General features: G+C 38.8%; 20 protein-coding genes. 10 read left to right on the plus strand and 10 right to left on the minus strand.

All coding sequences use genetic code 11. The annotated features are described in order from the left end of the window. Window positions 1-5: 5 nt before the first annotated feature. Together A6A20_RS06760 and A6A20_RS06765 are read right to left on the minus strand one after the other, a co-directional pair. Window positions 6-770: a DeoR/GlpR family transcriptional regulator gene (locus tag A6A20_RS06760; RefSeq protein ID WP_279572724.1), complete on the minus strand. Its 765-nt coding sequence runs from the start codon at window positions 768-770 to the stop codon at window positions 6-8. A gap of 58 nt (window positions 771-828) precedes the next feature. Beyond that, on the minus strand, window positions 829-1,689 hold the full coding sequence (locus A6A20_RS06765; protein ID WP_279572725.1) for a rhomboid family intramembrane serine protease: 861 nt from the start codon (window positions 1,687-1,689) through the stop codon (window positions 829-831). Between the two features lie 105 nt (window positions 1,690-1,794). Between A6A20_RS06765 and A6A20_RS06770 the strand changes: the two genes are divergently transcribed. Continuing rightward, complete coding sequence (locus tag A6A20_RS06770; RefSeq protein ID WP_279572726.1) at window positions 1,795-2,118, plus strand: DUF5389 family protein; 324 nt, start codon at window positions 1,795-1,797, stop codon at window positions 2,116-2,118. 399 nt (window positions 2,119-2,517) lie between these two features. Here the strand turns inward: A6A20_RS06770 and A6A20_RS06775 are convergent, their stop codons facing one another. The 3 genes from A6A20_RS06775 to glpE all read right to left on the minus strand — a co-directional run bounded on the left by A6A20_RS06775 (window position 2,518) and on the right by glpE (window position 3,478). Beyond that, entirely contained in the window at window positions 2,518-2,808 is a 291-nt protein-coding gene (locus tag A6A20_RS06775) for a type II toxin-antitoxin system RelE/ParE family toxin (protein WP_279572727.1), read from the minus strand. A 3-nt stretch (window positions 2,809-2,811) separates the two neighbouring features. Further along, window positions 2,812-2,985, minus strand: coding sequence for a hypothetical protein (locus A6A20_RS06780; RefSeq protein ID WP_279572728.1), 174 nt, complete (start codon window positions 2,983-2,985; stop codon window positions 2,812-2,814). A gap of 169 nt (window positions 2,986-3,154) precedes the next feature. Next, window positions 3,155-3,478 carry a thiosulfate sulfurtransferase GlpE gene (gene glpE / locus A6A20_RS06785; RefSeq protein WP_279572729.1) on the minus strand — a complete coding sequence of 108 codons (324 nt, stop codon included), beginning with the start codon at window positions 3,476-3,478 and terminating at the stop codon, window positions 3,155-3,157. Between the two features lie 76 nt (window positions 3,479-3,554). Here glpE and A6A20_RS06790 point away from each other — a divergent pair, with 76 nt between their 5' ends. Continuing rightward, window positions 3,555-3,977 carry a PNPOx family protein gene (locus tag A6A20_RS06790; protein ID WP_279572730.1) on the plus strand — a complete coding sequence of 141 codons (423 nt, stop codon included), beginning with the start codon at window positions 3,555-3,557 and terminating at the stop codon, window positions 3,975-3,977. Here A6A20_RS06790 and mobA read toward each other — a convergent pair. Next, window positions 3,974-4,549, minus strand: a complete 576-nt coding sequence (gene mobA, locus A6A20_RS06795) for a molybdenum cofactor guanylyltransferase MobA (protein ID WP_279572731.1) — start codon at window positions 4,547-4,549, stop codon at window positions 3,974-3,976. The genes A6A20_RS06790 and mobA overlap by 4 nt on opposite strands. 108 nt (window positions 4,550-4,657) lie before the next feature. Here mobA and A6A20_RS06800 point away from each other — a divergent pair, with 108 nt between their 5' ends. The 6 genes from A6A20_RS06800 (at window position 4,658) to glpT (ending at window position 9,815) form a co-directional block, all read left to right on the plus strand. Continuing rightward, entirely contained in the window at window positions 4,658-4,924 is a 267-nt protein-coding gene (locus A6A20_RS06800; RefSeq protein WP_279572732.1) for a YihD family protein, read from the plus strand. Between the two features lie 10 nt (window positions 4,925-4,934). After that, window positions 4,935-5,558 carry a thiol:disulfide interchange protein DsbA gene (gene dsbA / locus A6A20_RS06805; protein WP_279572733.1) on the plus strand — a complete coding sequence of 208 codons (624 nt, stop codon included), beginning with the start codon at window positions 4,935-4,937 and terminating at the stop codon, window positions 5,556-5,558. Window positions 5,559-5,626: 68 nt separating this feature from the next. Then, the gene (locus A6A20_RS06810) at window positions 5,627-5,953 is read left to right on the plus strand and encodes a MaoP family protein (RefSeq protein ID WP_279572734.1); all 327 of its coding nucleotides are present in this window, start codon (window positions 5,627-5,629) and stop codon (window positions 5,951-5,953) included. A 173-nt stretch (window positions 5,954-6,126) separates the two neighbouring features. Continuing rightward, window positions 6,127-7,224 (plus strand): tRNA (uridine(54)-C5)-methyltransferase TrmA, encoded by a 1,098-nt coding sequence (gene trmA / locus A6A20_RS06815; RefSeq protein ID WP_279572735.1) that lies wholly within the window; start codon window positions 6,127-6,129, stop codon window positions 7,222-7,224. Next, entirely contained in the window at window positions 7,206-7,976 is a 771-nt protein-coding gene (locus A6A20_RS06820; RefSeq protein ID WP_279572736.1) for a class I SAM-dependent methyltransferase, read from the plus strand. Before trmA ends, A6A20_RS06820 begins: the two co-directional genes overlap by 19 nt. A gap of 393 nt (window positions 7,977-8,369) precedes the next feature. Further along, the gene (gene glpT / locus A6A20_RS06825; RefSeq protein WP_279572737.1) at window positions 8,370-9,815 is read left to right on the plus strand and encodes a glycerol-3-phosphate transporter; all 1,446 of its coding nucleotides are present in this window, start codon (window positions 8,370-8,372) and stop codon (window positions 9,813-9,815) included. A gap of 218 nt (window positions 9,816-10,033) precedes the next feature. Here the strand turns inward: glpT and rraB are convergent, their stop codons facing one another. From rraB to A6A20_RS06845, 4 genes are all read right to left on the minus strand, one after another. After that, the gene (gene rraB, locus A6A20_RS06830) at window positions 10,034-10,435 is read right to left on the minus strand and encodes a ribonuclease E inhibitor RraB (RefSeq protein WP_279572738.1); all 402 of its coding nucleotides are present in this window, start codon (window positions 10,433-10,435) and stop codon (window positions 10,034-10,036) included. Between the two features lie 369 nt (window positions 10,436-10,804). Beyond that, window positions 10,805-12,718, minus strand: coding sequence for a bifunctional 5-dehydro-2-deoxygluconokinase/5-dehydro-2-deoxyphosphogluconate aldolase (locus A6A20_RS06835; RefSeq protein ID WP_279572739.1), 1,914 nt, complete (start codon window positions 12,716-12,718; stop codon window positions 10,805-10,807). A gap of 22 nt (window positions 12,719-12,740) precedes the next feature. After that, window positions 12,741-14,168 (minus strand): sugar porter family MFS transporter, encoded by a 1,428-nt coding sequence (locus A6A20_RS06840; protein WP_279572740.1) that lies wholly within the window; start codon window positions 14,166-14,168, stop codon window positions 12,741-12,743. Between the two features lie 300 nt (window positions 14,169-14,468). Next, the gene (locus A6A20_RS06845; RefSeq protein ID WP_279572741.1) at window positions 14,469-15,194 is read right to left on the minus strand and encodes an NAD-dependent epimerase/dehydratase family protein; all 726 of its coding nucleotides are present in this window, start codon (window positions 15,192-15,194) and stop codon (window positions 14,469-14,471) included. A 310-nt stretch (window positions 15,195-15,504) separates the two neighbouring features. On the opposite strand from A6A20_RS06845, the gene iolD reads away from it, so the two are divergent. Both iolD and iolE read left to right on the plus strand, forming a co-directional pair. Next, window positions 15,505-17,445, plus strand: a complete 1,941-nt coding sequence (gene iolD / locus A6A20_RS06850; RefSeq protein ID WP_279572742.1) for a 3D-(3,5/4)-trihydroxycyclohexane-1,2-dione acylhydrolase (decyclizing) — start codon at window positions 15,505-15,507, stop codon at window positions 17,443-17,445. Window positions 17,446-17,537: 92 nt separating this feature from the next. After that, window positions 17,538-18,434, plus strand: a complete 897-nt coding sequence (gene iolE / locus A6A20_RS06855) for a myo-inosose-2 dehydratase (protein ID WP_279572743.1) — start codon at window positions 17,538-17,540, stop codon at window positions 18,432-18,434. Window position 18,435: the final 1 nt, after the last annotated feature.

Consider the following 18,435-nt stretch of genomic DNA (forward strand, 5'->3'; position numbering starts at 1 on the left):
CAATCTTATTTAGCTTGGCAAAGTTTAAGTTCAACATGATGACTTGCCATTAAGTCTAATACCGTTTGAGGCGGTGTGGTATCCGTAAGAACATAATCCACATCAGCTACAGAACCAAGCCGTACAATAGCGCGTCGGCTAAATTTAGAATGATCAGCAACCAATAAGGTTGTACGGGAATTTTCAATAATAGCACGTTTTACCTGTACTTCATGATAATCATAATCCAATAATGAACCATCATGATCGATACTACTAATTCCCAAAATAGCAAAATCTAAGCGAAATTGAGAAATAAAAGCCACTGTAGCCTCGCCCATCACGCCTCCATCTCGACGTAATGAACCGCCTGCCACCGTAATATCAAAGGTTTCATTTTGTCTAAGTAAATGTGCGGCATTGAGGTTATTTGTTACAATACGTAATTTTTTATGGTTTAACAAGGCATTTGCCACCGCTTCAGGTGTCGTACCAATATCAATAAATAAAGATGCCCCCTCGGGGATCATTAAAGCTGCTTGTTGAGCAATCAAATTTTTCTCAAGGGAAAAAAAGTCTTTGCGATCAGTATAATCGCTATTTTCCGAATTAGACGGCGAAGCAGCACCGCCATGATGACGGCGAATTAAATTTTGTTCCGCTAATTCATTCAAATCTCGGCGAATGGTCTGTGGGCTAACCTTTAATATCGCCACTAATTGTTCTGTGCTTGCATAGCCATTTAATTTTACTTGTTCAATAATTTTTTTATGGCGAATAGATTGTTTCATAATTTACTTCCCAAGCATCATTGATATTTTAATATTAATGCGGTCATTCTATCTTAAATTAGGTCATAGAGGTAGCTTTTAAACGCTGATAACATAGCTCAACAACGCCTGCGATTAATCCAACAATCAACCCACTAATATGTGCTGCATTGCCCACATTAATCCCCACCAAAGGAGCAACAAAGCCACTGATTAATCCCACAACAATCATTAAGCTAAAACCTGAGGGTAAGATAAACCAGCTTTGTTTGGCAAAGCGATCAAGCACCAAAGCATAACCAATTAACCCATAGACTACACCAGATAACCCAAAGAATGCAGGGCCGTCAGCCCAATTTTGAGCAATACCTGAGAACAACGCAAAACTCAAATACAAGACACATAACCGCACCCAACCAAGATTTTTCTCTATAATATGTCCCAAATAAATCCAAAAGGTCAAATTGAGTAATAAATGTGGTAACGACAAATGTACCAATGAATGAGAAACGTAACGCCAAATTTGCCATTCCTCGTCATAATAAGCAGGATAATGCATTGCCAAAAAAATAGGCTCATCGCCAATAAACAAAGCTAAAACATAAAGCCCAATACAAACTAAGCTAATAAATAAGGTAAAAGGTGGGCAATATTGTTGCCAAAAATTTACCAAAAACAGACCGCTCTTTTGCTTAGGTTGATAAACACCTATATCACCCGCTTGCCAACTGGCTTGTTCATAACGAGGATCAAAGGGATTTTGCAAAAATTGCTCACTTTCTTGCAAAATGTCAGCAAAATAAGGATTATCTTCCTCAATATAAAGGCGATCTCCTTGTTCGGTTTGTTGCAATTTGAGTTCAACACCATATTTATTACGAATATAATCACGAAAATGCAAGGCTAATGCCCCGATCTCACTTTGTAGCAATAATTTCATATCATCTCGATTTTTAAGGTTTAACACAATACACAGAATTATCAGTGATTTATTGTTATAATGCCATACCTAATATATATCGCTCAATCAGGATACACAAAGACAATGGAAAAAGATCAAATACCACAAGGCTTTCAACCCTTTACTTGGGGGTTAGCCATTTTTTGCTTGCCCATTTTATTATGGCCACTTGCTTTATTAATTTCACCAAATCTCAGTAAAAATCCCTTATTATCCGATGGACAAATTAATGGCATGTCGGTATTTTTATGGAGCTATCCTTTTATTTTAGCCATTTTGGCTCGCTTATTATTTAAACTAAGACAGCATCGTCCGCAATTAGCGAAAAGATTATTGATCCTCTTGGGGTTATTATTTTATTTGGTGGTGGTTTATATTGCAGTAGTTGGCTTTACTATTAACAGCTAAATATCGTCATTCTACTTTAAAATAATACAGCATTGACACACCTCGCCGTACTATCTGTATGTATTCAGCGAGCCGCCTTGTTTTATTTTATAGTCGTCCCACTTTAAAATGATACAGCGTTGGTACGCCTCGCCGTACTACCTGTACTGTCTTCAGCGCACCGCCTTGTCTCATTTTAAATTGAAACGACTATAAATTGGAACAACTATACTTTGGTTTTCGTTATCCTGTTTTTGCCATTTTTAATTTAGTTTGGCTCGCTTGTAAGCTGGATTGTAAGCATCATCATTGTTTATAGGGTCTTCCACCTTGGCTACTCAACTTAAAAATGATGATAATTTGATAGGGCAGGCTAGATAATAGATTATCGCATTTTCAGAAATATTGTTTAGACCTGTTTTAATGGCAATTTCTTCCTTTTGCTATGAAATCAATGATATAAATAGTTTTTTGATTATGTTCAACAAAAAATTTTACCCTATGACCATTCAATAATGTATAAAATTTAATCTCTTTATCATTAAAAGAATGAGCTATCAAAGTTAATCTTTTTAAAGCATTTTCTTTTATATCATTTATAAATTTTAAAGCAATATCCTTATTTTTACTTTGCTCAAAAATGAATTCTGCTTTTTTTAATAATTCTTCTTCTGCACTTTCAATCCATTTGATTTTATAATCAAAATCCATTTTTTATTTCTCAAAATATTTTAAATAAAGCGCATCTAGTTTAGCCATTACTTCCTCATTACTAACTGTTTTTAACTCACCAGACTCGATCTTTTCAAGATACCACTCCGCTTCTGTCATCTGGCGTTGTGGAACTGCAACAACATTTTTCATCACTTCTTCAATAGAAATAGCCATGTTTTCCTCCTCAGTTTTAACCATTATAGTACAACCCTCTAGCAAAGCTATATATTATTGTCGCATCAATTTAGAACAGTGCAAATAGTACAGCGAGGTGTGTCAATGCTGTATTATTTTAAAGTGGGACGACTATATTATTTAAAAATAGAACAGCGATATAAAAGGATCAATACCCCGTTTCAATAGGTAATTCCGCTCTGACCCAAGCGTCAAAACCGCCTTTTAAACTATAAACCTGCTCATAGCCTTGTTCAAGTAAAAATTGTGCCACATTGCGACTACTGACACCATGGTAACAACTTACAATCACAGGCTGGTCAAAATCATATTCATCTTGAAATTGCCCGTAACTTTGATTGGTTAAATGAAAAGCCCCTTGTGGGCGACTATAACTAAAACGTGGCAAATCACGAATATCTACTAATACCGCTTCTTCTTGCTGTAATAATTGCCATGCCTCTTCTGGGGTAATTTCAACAAATTGTTCCATAAATTATCCGATCAATCTTTATTTCTGGTAAAAAGTGCGGTGAAATATAGCATTGTTTTTTTATCGGGTAAATCTTATGCAAGAAAATATCATTAAATTCCTCCAACGTAAGCATATTGTGAGTTTAAGTGTGTTTAATCAACAAGATATGTGGTCAACCATTTGTTTTTATGCTTTTAATCCACACAATAACAGCTTATTAATTCGCACTAACCAAGACACCCGTCATGGTTTGATTATGCAAACCAATCCTCAAGTAACAGGCACGATTATTCACGACTCTACCACTGTTGCTAAGTTACAAGGTATTCAATTTACAGGGCAAATAAATGAACTACATGGCGAATTAAAGAAAACGGGCTTAGCCCTTTATTACGAGCGTTTTCCCTATGCACGTGTCATGAAATCAGCATTATGGGAAATTTGTTTCAATGAAATTAAATTTACCGACAATACCTTAGGATTTGGCAAAAAAACCTTATGGCAACGGCAACCTTAAACCTTATTTTCGTGTAAATCTTGCCATTGATTTATATTGATAAAAGCCTGTTTTTGTTCAGAAAAATCAACAGCTATCGCTTGTTGTTGCTGAAAAAAGACCAAGACTTTACGTTGTCTTTGCGCAAGATAGCTGTTTAATGGGCTAATCAGTTGTGTTGATAACAAACAAAAGGTTGGGTGGCCACGTTGCCCATCGTCAGCATAAGCCACTAATGCCCCTTGTTGTACCGCTTGAGAGAGCTTTTCCACTAAATTAAGGGGAAAATAAGGGCAATCACAGGGAACAAATAGCACATAATCGCTAGTGGCTCGCTTTAAGCCTGTAAGCATACCGCTTAATGGGCCTTGAAAGCCAGCAAGTTCATCATTAAACACAGGGTAACCATATTGTGCATATTGGGGCAAATGCCGATTGGCATTAATGGCAATATGGGGCAGTTGAGGTTGTAGGCGTTGTAATATATGTTGTATCAAAGGTTTTCCCTGTAATAATTGTAAACCTTTATCTACACCGCCCATACGTTTACCTTGTCCACCAGCTAAAATAACGGCACTAAGGCTAATTGGCATATTTTATTCCTGCTTTCATTGCAATATTATGCTGAAAGTGTAACATATTGCTATTTTGGTTCAAATCTATTGAACTGGCTAGGTTAAGTCTATATAAGAGGAAACGCTATGAAATGTCATCGTTTAAATGAAGTATTGGAACTTTTACAGCCTTATTGGTCTAAAGATCCTGAGTTAAACCTTACTCAAATCTTACAAAAGATTGCCCAAGAGGCTGGCTTTGATAAACCTTTGGCTGAGTTATCTGATGAAGTCATTATTTATCAGCTTAAAATGGCAGATAAAGATAAATTTGAGCCAATCCCGGGGATCAAAAAAGATTATGAAGACGACTTTAAATCCGCTTTATTAAAAGCACGTGGAATTATTAAATAAGGAAACAAGAATGAAAAAAATTTTGACAATTTTAACCGCACTTTTCGCCGCTACCGCCGTTTATGCCAATGAACTCAACCTTACGGAGGGCAAACAATACCAAGTTATTGATCAACCTCGTTCAGCACAACCTGAGGTGATTGAATTTTTCTCTTTTTATTGCCCACATTGTTACTATTTTGATGTGGATTACAAAATCCCACAACAAATTCAACAAAATTTGCCAGAGGGCGTGAGTTTTAAACAATACCACGTTGATTTCTTAGGTAGACAATCGGAAAACCTTTCTCGTGCTTGGGCATTGGCTATGGCAATGGGGATAGAAGATAAAGTGAAAAATGATTTATTTATTGGGGCACAAAACAACGCCTTTAACTCTATGGCAGATATTCGCCAAGTCTTTATTAATAATGGTATTTCTGCCGAACAATTTGACAGCTCAATTAACAGTTTTGCAGTGAATAATTTGGTAAATCGTCAAGCAAAATTAGCGGAAACCTTTAATGTGCGTGGCGTACCTGATTTTTATGTTAATGGCAGATTCCGCGTTAATCCAGAAGGTTTATCAAATACAAATGTAGAAACCTTTGTGAGTGAATATGTGGAAACAGTGAAACAATTATTGAAAAAATAATTGACTTATTTTTATAAGCTGTTTTAATGCAAACGCATTTTTATTGACTGAGATAATAAGAGGATATTATGGCTGAAAGTTTTCGTGTTGAACGCCGTTTTTTTGATGATAAAAATTACCCAAGAGGTTTTTCTCGCCACGGCGATTACACCATTCGTGAATCACAAATATTAGAACAATATGGACAAGCCTTTAAAGCCCTAGATATGGGCGAGCGTGAACCTACAACCAAAGAGGAAAAAGCCTTTGTGGCGTTTTGTCGTGGGGAACGCCCTGCTGAAACCCCTTTTGAAAAAGTCTGGTATAAATATCGTACCTTAACATCAAGTACTAAACGCCTTTATACCTTATCAGGCAATGTAGCACCCGAGGCTAGCGAAGAATTTACCGAATAATTTATGCTATTATAGTCGTTTCAATTTACGGTACGCCGAAAACAGTACAGATAGTAGGACGAGGCGTACCAACGTCGTATGATTTTAAAGTGAAACGACTATAAAAGGCTTGTGATCCCAAGCCTTTTTTAGGCTAAAATCCAGTCCGTAACCCTTTAAGCAAAAAATCCGATATGATACAAAAACTTCCCATTGAACAATATCAACCGTTATTACAAAAAAAAATTCAAAAACTAACCGCACTTCTTGCCCCTTTTAATCCGCCTGAATTCGCCGTTTTTGCCTCTGAACCGCAACATTATCGTATGCGCGCAGAATTTAGAATCTGGCACGAACAACAAGATTTGTTTCATATTATGTTTGATCCCATCAGCAAACAGCGTTATGCGGTACAACAATTTCCTGTGGCAAGTCAGCTGATCAATCAAATAATGTCAGCCATTATTCCGCTACTTAAAACATCAACCTTATTAAGACAAAAATTATTTCAAATTGATTATCTGAGCAGTTTGAGTGGTGAAATTATTGTGAGCTTGCTCTATCACAAAAAACTTGATGAACAATGGCAACAAGCAGCGTTAAACCTAAAACAACAACTGATTGAGCAAGGCTTTAAAGTGCATATTATTGGACGAGCCAATAAACAAAAAATCTGTTTAGATCAGGATTTTGTCTTGGAAGTGTTGCCTGTTTATGGACGTGATTATTTTTATCGCCAAGTAGAAAATAGCTTTACTCAACCCAATGCCAAGATAAATTGTAAAATGCTAGAATGGGCGGTGGATTGCACTCGCCACAGCCAAGGCGACTTGCTAGAGCTTTATTGTGGCAACGGCAATTTTTCTATCCCTTTGGCACAAAATTTCCGCAAAGTGCTAGCCACTGAAATCGCTAAATCTTCGGTCAATGCTGCACAATATAATATCCAAGCTAACCAAATTGACAACCTGCAAATTATTCGTATGTCTGCGGAAGAATTTACCCAAGCCATCAATGGCGTACGTCAATTTAACCGCTTAAAGGGCATTGATTTGGCTGAATATGATTGCCATACGGTATTGGTTGATCCACCCCGAGCAGGCTTGGATCAAGATACTATCGCATTAATCCAACAATATGATCAAATCTTGTATATTTCCTGTAATCCACAGAGCTTATGCGATAATTTACAGCAACTTTGCCAAACACATCGCATTGCCAAAGCGGCATTATTTGATCAATTCCCTTACACTGAACATCTGGAAACTGGCGTATGGCTAACACGCAAGTAGCATTACAATTACTTGATGAAACCCAAAATAACGAGGATTTTCGCCAATTTTGTGGCGAAAACGGCATTGTCGCTGAACATAATCAGCCCTTAGCCTTGGTTAAAACCACTCATCAAGACACACAAACACGCTTAGAATTACGCAAACTTGATGAACCCAAACTTGGGGCGATTTATGTGGATTTTGTTGGTGGCACAATGGCACATCGGCGTAAGTTCGGTGGTGGGCGAGGCGAAGCCATTGCCAAAGCGGTAGGCATAAAAAAAGATAGACTTCCTACCGTCATTGATGCTACCGCAGGATTAGGGCGTGATGCTTTTGTGTTAGCGGTATTAGGTTGCCAAGTGCGTTTAATTGAACGCCACCCAGTGGTACGTTTATTGTTACAAGACGGCTTACAACGAGCTTATCAAGATCCTGATATCGGCGAATTACTACAACAAAACCTACGCTTACTGCCACAAACCCATTTGGCTCAACTCAACGCCAACTTGGATTATGCCGACGTGGTTTATCTTGACCCCATGTATCCACATAAACAAAAAAGTGCATTAGTCAAAAAAGAAATGCGTGTGTTCCAACAACTTGTCGGTGCTGATTTAGATGCCGATTTGCTACTTACTCCCGCCTTACAATTAGCTCGCCAACGTGTGGTGGTAAAACGCCCCGACTACGCCCAATTTCTCGCAGAAAAAGTACCGCACTTTAGCCGAGAAACCAAAAATCATCGGTTTGATATTTATCTTAGGTAGTCGTTCCAATTTAATAAGACAAGGCGGTACGCCGAAGACCCACAAATAGTACGGCGAGGCGTACCAACACCGTATTATTTTAAAGTGGAACCTCTACACATTTAGAGAAAGGAACTATTTTCTAGGATTGCCTATTTAGTTATTCCTCTTTACCTCTACAATCAATCCTCTTTCACAATTAAACAAAACAAACCTAAAAATAGGCAAAAAAGAACATAAACTTGAACAAAATAGGTTGTTTTTGTTATTTTTCGCTCAAAAAGAAAATTTATATTGTGATAGTTATCACATTTAATCAACAAACTTTCCTATGTATTTTATTTTTATGTTATCTTGCCTTAGCAAAATTACCCTATTTTACGTTTTATAAACTACATTTAATTGGAGATATTTATGTTTGGTCCATTCAAACCTGCACCGCATATTGCGGAACTTCCTGCCAACAAAATAGATTCCACCTATAAACGCTTGCGTTGGCAAGTGTTTGCAGGGATCTTTTTCGGTTATGCGGCGTATTATTTTGTGCGTGCTAACTTTGATTTAGCTCAGCCCGGTTTAATTGCATCAGGAATGTATAACAAAGCCGAATTGGGGATTATTGGTACAGGGGCTGGTTTAGCTTACGGTTTATCAAAGTTCTTTATGGCGTCCCTTTCTGATCGTTCTAATCCAAAAGTCTTTTTACCTTTTGGGCTATTGTTGTCAGGTTTATGTATGACCTTAATGGGCTTAATGCCTTGGGCAACATCAGGTATTTTAGTGATGTTTACCTTAATTTTCTTAAATGGTTGGTTCCAAGGTATGGGGTGGCCACCTTGTGGACGTACAATGGTGCATTGGTGGTCTAAGTCAGAACGTGGCTCAATCGTGTCAATTTGGAACTGTGCACATAACCTAGGCGGTATGGTGCCGGGTATGATGGTGTTGTTAGCAGGAGCGATTTACTATTCAACCCATGGCGTAGAGGCTACCGCCAAAGATATTTGGCAACAAGCTTTGTATTATCCGGGCATTGCGGCAATGATTGCATCTATTCCTATTTATTTTGTAATGAAAGATACCCCTCAATCTTGCGGTTTACCAGCGATTGAAAAATGGCGTAATGATTATCCTGATAATTATGATGAGAAAAAATCTGAGCAAGAACTTACCGCAAAAGAAATCTTTGTTACTTATGTCTTAAAAAACAAACTATTATGGTATATCGCCATTGCTAACGTCTTTGTCTATTTAATTCGTTATGGCGTATTAAAATGGTCGCCAGTTTATTTAAGCGAAGTCAAACATTTTAATATTAAAGGTACAGCTTGGGCTTACACCATTTATGAATTAGCCGCAATCCCAGGGACATTATTATGCGGCTGGGTATCCGATAAAATCTTTAAAGGCAAACGTGGGGTAACAGGTTTTGTCTTTATGATCTTAACTACGATTGCAGTTGCGGCACTATGGCTAAACCCAGCAACACCTGATAATGAAATTGCTCAATATGCAGGTCATGCTTGGTATGAAAATCCATATCAATTAACGGACTTCATTTTAATGACTACTATCGGTTTCTTAATCTATGGTCCTGTAATGTTGATTGGTTTACACGCTCTCGAACTTGCACCGAAAAAAGCAGCAGGTACATCAGCAGGTTTCACAGGCTTATTTGGTTATCTTGGTGGTACTGTATCGGCATCAGCAGTCGTAGGTTGGGCGGCTGAGCATTACGGCTGGGACGGCGGTTTTTATGTGATGATTGGTGGCGGTGTTTTAGCGGTATTACTGATGTTCATCGTTATGGTGGCAGAAGGTAAACACAAAGCCAAACTTGAAGATCATTATGGTAAATAATTAACCAAACAATCAAAAGGAAGAATAACAATGTTCTTCCTTTTTTATTGTATTACTTAGTATTAAGCACAATGGGCAAAAATGTTGAGTAAAACCTCGTACTATAAGGTATTAAACTACTTTTTCAGCAACCATTTTCCATTACACCTTATACTGCCAATAGAGGGATTACATTTAACTACTCGGTTAAAAATATTTCTTCCTCAATTCAAGCTATATCAATCTCGATCATCAAAAAATTCACCGTCATTACCATATTCATCTTCATCACTATTAGGATCTTCAAAATACGTTCCCCAACCATCATAAATACCTTGATGTTTATTGATAATCGGTAAAATTTCTTGCTGTTGAGATTCAATTAATGCGGCTTTTAAAGGAATTTCAGCAATAATATCAAAACAATAAATGAGTTTACCCTGTTGATCTTCAAACTCTTCTGCCTCCGAAACTTCATAGCCAGCTTTAAAAGCATCAACTGCAATCTTTTCTAGTTGGTCAAAATTATGATGAGCCACATGATGCTCAATAATATAAAGCGCATCAGGATCACTACCATCATTCAGTAAATCTGCGATGATTTGTTGAGTTTGCTTAGTATCAATTTGATTTTTCTGCATATATTTTCCTTAATTAAACATTCATAATACAGTACAGTGGTATATTTTTTGAATTTTATCATACTTGGTTACTATAGTCGTTTCAATTTAAAATGAGACAAAGCGGTACGCCGAAGACAGTACAAGTAGTACGGCGCGGCGTACCAACGCTGTATCATTTTAACGTGGGACAACTATATTATGATGATGAAATTAGCCCATAGGCTAACATTTTTACTCATTGAGGGGGGAATTGTTTAGAGCTAGGCGAATTTGAGTTACAAAAATAGATACCTATTTTTATAGCCGTCCCACGTTAAAATAATACAGCGTTGGTACGCCTTGTCTTATTTTAAAGTGGAACGACTATATTAAGATTAAAGAATTGAATTAACTCCGATATTTTTTCCACAATCGAATTAAATTGCCGTAGCGTTGTGCCACTTGTGTAATCAGCTCTTGATCATCAAGTTGCCCTGCTAGCCATTGAGCTGAAGGTTCGCCGAAAATGGTGCGTCCCACAGCGAAACCTTTAACTAGAGGGATATCTTTTGCCGCTTGGAAACTGGCATCAAAAACCTGTTCAGGGGCATCTAAGCCAAGAATCAGAATACCACAACAATAGGCATCAGATTGCTGAATAATCGCACTTAGCGTTTGCCAACTGGCTTGGCTTTGGCTTGGTAATTTCCACCAATCTGGTTTAATGCCAAGGCTGTAAAGGTGTTGCAATATTTCCGCATAATGGCTTTCTTGTTGTGGCATATCCGCTGGTAAAATAATTTCAATCAGCAATTCGTGTCCAGTACGACAGCAAGCCTGATAAACTTCAAAGAGCTTTCTATCCTGTTGTAATTTAATGTCTTGTGGGTCATTTGGGTGATAAAAAGCCAAACATTTAACGACTTGCTCTTTTGGCCAACTGATTAATTGGCTACCTAAATCGCCATATTCTAATTGCAATGGGCGAGAGGACGGTAACTCTATTGGGCGTCCAATCCACCAACCTTGTCCAGTAATCGCATTAAGGGCATTTTGTCCATAGGTGGTATCGGCTAAAATACCTGCTTGCCCTTGTGCAATACTTTCTTGTTGGGCGGCTTGTTGAGCTGCTTGCAGTAATAATTGTTTTAGTACCGTAATTTTTTGGTAATTTGCACCGCACTTCTGTGCCATTTCCTCTAATTGTTTACGATGATCAAAGGCAAAAATGCACAAATTATCCCATTGCTGTTTGCGAGTAGTAACACGATGCAAATGATTAAGGGTTTCATCAAGATCTGGTCTTGGTACAGACTCCGCTCGGCTAAGATAATTATCAAGTTCAATTTTGGTTGGCATAGCGGGGGCACAACCATGACGAGAAACCACTAATGCACCACAGGCATTGGCATAACGACAAGCCTGTTGCCAACCCTCACCATTAATATAACCTCGTAATAAGCCTGACATAAAGGCATCGCCTGCTCCTAACACATTTAACACCTCAACCCTTACCCCATAAACATTTAGTCCGCCGTCTAAATCATCAGGAATGTTACCCTCAAATACCGAACAGCCTAATGCACCACGTTTACAGACTAAAGTGGCTTGGCTTACTTGACGCACATTTTTAAGGGCTGTGAGGGTATCCGTAGAACCGCCTGCGATATGAAATTCTTCTTCTGTTCCCACTAATACATCAAAATGGTGTAGCACTTCTTGTAAAGATTGGGTAACGGCAGCGGAATCAATATAACGGGTTTCGCCATCGCCAAGGGAAGTTAAGCCCCACAAAACAGGGCGATAATCAATATCCAGTAAACGTTTTACCCCATTGCGTCCTGCATAATCTAAAGCTGTTAGCACCGCTTCTCGGGTATTAGGGTGGGAAAGATGCGTGCCTGTAATGGCTAAGGCTTTAGCTGAGGCAATATATTCTTCGCTAAAATCCGTTTTACTGATTGCCATATCGGCACAGTTATCACGATAAAAAATTAAAGGGAAAGTATCCTGATCCTTAATACCTAGAATCACTAAGGCGGTTAGACGTTGTTTATCGGTAATCAAATGACTGGTATCCACCCCAACGCTTTCCAATTCTTGGCGTAAAAATCGCCCCATATGTTCATCGCCTACACGCGCCAACATTGAGGATTTTAACCCTTGAATAGCCGTACCATAAGCCACATTACCTGATGAACCACCTAAATATTTGGCAAAGGTTGTTTCATCTTCTAATCTTGCACCAATTTGTTGTCCATATAAGTCCACTGCAACACGACCTAAACAGATGACATCAAGGGGTTTGTTTACATTATTCATAATTTATTCCTTCCTATTTAAGTTATGCTAATTTTGAGTTTTTGCTTTGACGCTGATTGAGTTTGTCTAACATTAAATCTTCCATTTTTTCCAACGATACCCCTTTGGTTTCTGGCACATAGCGGACAAGGAAGAAGAAACCGATAATACAGCAGCCTGCAAAAATCCACATTGGGAATGCCCCATTAAATTTTTCTAGCAAATAAGGGTGTTCGTTCATCATTGGGAAACTTTGTGATACCACGAAATTAAAGATCCAGTTAAAGGATACGGCAATGGCTAAGCCTTGGGCTCGCATATGATTTGGGAAAATCTCGCCAATTAAGACCCACATTCCCACGCCCCAAGAGAAAGCATAGAAAATCATAAAGAAGATCATACCAAATAAAGCAAGGTAGCCCGGATTTTGGCTATACATCGCATAAGAAGTAATCAATAGACCTAAAGCCGCTCCAATCGCCCCAGTTTTCATTAATGGCAAACGCCCAATTTTATCAAACAAGATTGCCCCAATACCGATCCCCGCTAATTGTGCAACGCCAATCCAAATGGTTTGAAACATCGCTTCCTCAATATTGCCAGTAATAGAGCGTAATACCGTTGGGGCATAATACATCATCACATTAACCCCACTTAATTGTTGGAATGTCGCCAGTAAACACGCCACAATGATAATAAACAGCGTACCACGTCGGGTAAAATCCAGTTTTTGTTTGCTCACTTGCCCATCTTTTAACATTGAGGCTTTAATTTCTGCCAGCAGATTTTTAGCGTGTTGTGGATTAGAAATTTTGGTCAGGGTAGCAAGTGCTAAATCATCACGCCCACGCATAGCGTCCCAACGAGGCGATTCTGGAATAAAGCCCACCACTAAACAGAATAATAAACAAGGAATAACCTCTGAACCAAGCATATAACGCCAACCGACTTCGGCGAGCCATTGTTCGGTCATACCCTGTGCAATTTTATAATTCACATAAAAGATAACAATTTGCCCAAAGACTAAGGCAAAGTTATTCATAGCCGAAGCCGTTCCTCGATAATCTTTTGGAGCAACCTCGGCAATATACATTGGCGAAATGGCAGCGGCTAAACCAACTGCCACCCCACCGATCATACGATAAACCACAAACCAAAAGAATGTCGTGGCAAGTGCCGAACCAACGGCACTAATTGTGAACAAAAGCGCGGCGATAATTAACGTTTTTTTGCGTCCGATTTTGCGTGCAATTTCGCCAGAACATAATGAACCAATCACACAACCGATTACCACATTAGACACCGCCCAACCTGTTTCAGCAGGCGATAAATCAAAATAGACTTTTAAGGCGTCAATTGCCCCAGAAATAACTGAGGTATCATAGCCAAATAATAATCCCCCTAAGGAAGCGACTGCACAAATGCGGATAATGTAAGCCAGATTATGCTTTCTTGGTGTTGCTGTACGCATAATTTTTCCTCCACCACTAGGTTTATTTTTCATTCTAGTTATAACAAAAATGAAATATACATTTCAATTTAAATTATGATTGAAATTAAAGATTTGCGAGATCGATCACAGATTTATGGAATTTTTGCCAAAATCAACAAAAAAGTGCGGTGGTTTTTTGTGCAGTTTTTATGGCATATATAGTCGTTTCAATACAACGAGTATGGCGAAGCGTGCTAACACTGAATTATTTTAAAGTAAGACGACCATAATTAACGGGGCAATGAAGAAGAAAAAAGGGAGAATATTCCCCCTTATTGTTTAGAAACGAAAATCAGGCGACCAAGCTAATTCTGTTTTAGCCTTTTGGTTACTTATCATTTCACTATCATCAGTAATATTGAAAATAGCGGATTGGGTTTGTTTAACCGCAAGAAAAGCAGCATTAACGGCGGCATCAACATTGACTGAGGGCATACCAACAAAAGGTTGCTCAAACCCTGTATCTTTACCATAAAGTAGTCCATTGCGTAACACGATGCCTACGAAATTTCCATTGAGTGTTTGCTGTTCAAGGCTATGGACTGCTCGTGCTGTTTCGCCATACACAGGATCAGCGAAATTCAATAATGGCGATTGTTCAGTTAAAACTTGCTCGCTAGGTTCATACACAAAAGCGATACTTTGCGCAATAAAGGTTTCTACCCCAGCTTGCTCGGCGGCGGCAACGAGGTTTGCCGTTCCTTCTTCACGAATACGAGCATTACGCACTAAGGCTTGTTCCATTTGGTCTGCGGCTAAGCCATCTGGTAAATCGGTTAATTGATGACTGATGACAGTTGGTTTGGCAGCAACAATGGCATTAATCACTGCATCTCGATCAAATATATCTAAGATCACAGGTTTAACCCCCATTTGAGCTAATATTTCCGCTTTGGCTTGGCTACGAGTTGTACCGTACACTGTCCACCCCTCTGCCAACAACATTGCACATAAAGGTTTGCCGATAACACCACTTGCCCCTGCAACAAAAATCGTTTTATTCATATTACTTTCCTATTTGTTAATAAGGTTAAAGGTTTCGCACTTTACTGCATTTTGTGGCAAGAATAAAGGGATTTTATTGCGATAGTTTTTGTGATTAAGCGCGGTTGAAATCTGAATAAATGTTTTAAAAATGTATTCATTCCTTTGCCTTTGTTGGACAAAAACTTGATCACTATCACAGAAATGAAATTATTTTTTCATTATTCTTTTATTTGAAATAAAAATTTACTTATACTAACTTCATCGTAAGTGAAAACGAAATGTTAATTTGAATTATCCTGTACCCATCAGTTGTTAAAAAGGAGAGGTCATGAAAACTGTAAAATTAACCGTTGCTCAAGCATTAGTCAAGTTTTTAGATAACCAATATATTGAATTTGACGGCAAGGTCAGCAAGTTTGTAGAGGGCATTTGGGCGATTTTTGGACATGGTAATGTGCTTGGTTTAGGACAAGCCTTAGAGCAACAAGCGGGCGAATTGATTGTGCGACAAGGGCGTAATGAACAGGGTATGGCACATGCTGCCATTGGTTTTGCTAAACAGCATTTACGCCAAAAAATCTATGCTTGCACCTCTTCAGTTGGTCCGGGTGCAGCCAATATGATTACCGCTGCTGCTACGGCAACCGCTAATCGTATTCCGTTGTTATTATTACCCGGCGATACCTTTGCTACTCGCCAACCTGATCCTGTGTTACAACAAATGGAGCAATTCCACGATTTGACCTTGAGTACCAATGACGGTTTTCGTGCAGTGAGTAAATATTGGGATCGCATAAGTCGTCCTGAGCAATTAATGACGGCTTGTATTAATGCTATGCGTGTATTGACCGAACCAGCGGATACTGGGGCGGTTACTTTATGCTTACCACAAGACGTACAAGGCGAAGAATATGATTATCCAGAGTATTTTTTACAAAAACGCATTCATCGCATTGAACGAACACCGCCCACCGAGGCAATGTTGCAATCGGCTTTACAATTAATCCAGCGTAAACGTAAGCCGTTGATTGTTTGCGGTGGTGGCGTGCGTTATTCTGCGGCAGCTGAGGCATTAAAAGCCTTTGCCGAACAATTTCATATTCCTTTTGCCGAAACACAAGCAGGCAAAAGTGCGGTGGTTTCTGCTCATTCTTTAAATGTGGGCGGCGTGGGCGAAACAGGCTGTTTAGCGGCAAATTTATTAGCCAAAGAGGCGGATTTGATTATAGGCGTTGGCACACGTTATACCGACTTTACCACTTCATCAAAATGGATTTTCCAACACCCTGAGGTAGATTATTTAAATATCAATATTGCTCGTTTTGATGCTTATAAATTAGACGGTACGCAAGTAACCGCTGATGCCAGGGAAACATTGCAAAAACTGACCGCACTTTTACAACCCACAGGTTACCAAAGCCAATGGGGCGAGACCATTAAGCAAGCAAAAGCCTTATTAGCCGAAGAAATTGAGCGTGTCCACCAAGCAGTTTATACCGGCGAGGATTTTGTGCCTGAAGTGAACGATTGCTTAGATCAACAAAAAGTGTTTGCTGAGTTTATTAAATTAACAGGATCAACACTGACCCAATCAAGAGTATTAGGTATTTTAAATGAAAGCCTAACCGAAACAGACGTGATTGTCGCTGCCGCAGGTAGCTTGCCGGGAGATTTACAACGCACTTGGCAAACGAAAGGCACAGATACTTATCATTTGGAGTATGGCTATTCTTGTATGGGATATGAAATTAATGCTGCATTAGGGGTCAAAATTGCCCAGCCACAACGCGAAGTCTATGCCTTGTTAGGCGATGGTTCTTATATGATGTTACATTCCGAGTTGGTTACTTCAATTCAAGAGGGCAAGAAAATCAATATCATATTATTTGACAATATGACCAATGGCTGTATCAACAATTTAGAAATTGGGCATGGTATGGAGAGTTTTGGCACAGAGTTTCGCTTTAGAAATCCAGAAACTCATCAGCTTGATGGCGGTTTTGTGCCTGTGGATTTTGCGATGAATGCCGCCTCTTATGGTTGTAAAACCTATAAAGTTACCAATGAACAAGAATTGCGAGCGGCATTGGCAGAGGCGAAACAACAACAGGTTTCCACCTTGATTGATATTAAAGTGTTACCAAAAACAATGGTGCATGGTTATGGCAGTTGGTGGCACGTCGGTGTGGCAGCGGTATCAAGTAAACAGCGAGTACAACAAGCCTATGCTGAATTACAACAACGTTTAAAAGAGGCGAGAGTTTATTAAGCAAAAATTTTAGCAAAATCCACCGCACTTTTAGGGGGATAAGCTATAAACAGACAAAATTCATCATTCATCTTCAACAGAAGGAACAATATATGAAAGCAGAAAATGTCAAACTTGGTATTGCCCCCATTGGCTGGACAAATGATGATTTACCTGAAATTGGTAAAGAAAATACCTTTGAACAATGTATCAGTGAAATGGCATTGGCAGGGTTTACAGGTTGCGAAGTGGGCAGTAAATACCCTCGAGATACACAAATCTTAAAGCAAAAATTAGCATTAAGGGGAATTCAAATTTGTAATGCGTGGTTTAGTACCTTTTTTGTGGACGGTAAAAAGGAACAAACCATTAAAGAGTTTATTGCTCATCGTGATTTTTTGCACGAAATGGGGGCAAAAGTCATTGGTTGCTCAGAGCAAAGCCGCAGTATTCAAGGGCAGAAAAAAGCCATTTTTAAAGAAAAGACCGTATTTAATGACGATGAATGGCGTTTGTTAGCAGAGGGCTACAATGAACTTGCCAAACTGGCGGCAGAGAAAGGAATGAAAGTCTGTTTGCATCATCATATGGGAACAGGTATTCAAACCCCAGAAGAAATTGATCGCTATATGGCGGAAGTCAATGATGATGTGTATTTATTATTTGATTCAGGGCATTTGTATTATTCCGAAGGCTCACAGCAAGCAATGCTTGCGGTTTTAGAAAAATATATTGATCGCATTTGCCACGTTCACTTGAAAGATGTAAGAGATGACGTGGTTGCCGAAGTGAAAGCCAAAGATTTGAGCTTTTTAGAGGGCGTAGTGAAAGGCACATTTACCGTACCGGGCGATGGTGTAATTGATTTTAAACCAATTTTTGAGCTATTGGATAAACATAATTATCAAGGCTGGATGGTGGTGGAAGCGGAACAAGATCCCGCCATTGCCAATCCATTAGAATATGCCATAAAAGGCCGTCAATATATTAAACAAGTTGCAGGAGTCTAAA

Source organism: Volucribacter amazonae, from assembly GCF_029783845.1.
GTDB lineage: Bacteria > Pseudomonadota > Gammaproteobacteria > Enterobacterales > Pasteurellaceae > Volucribacter > Volucribacter amazonae.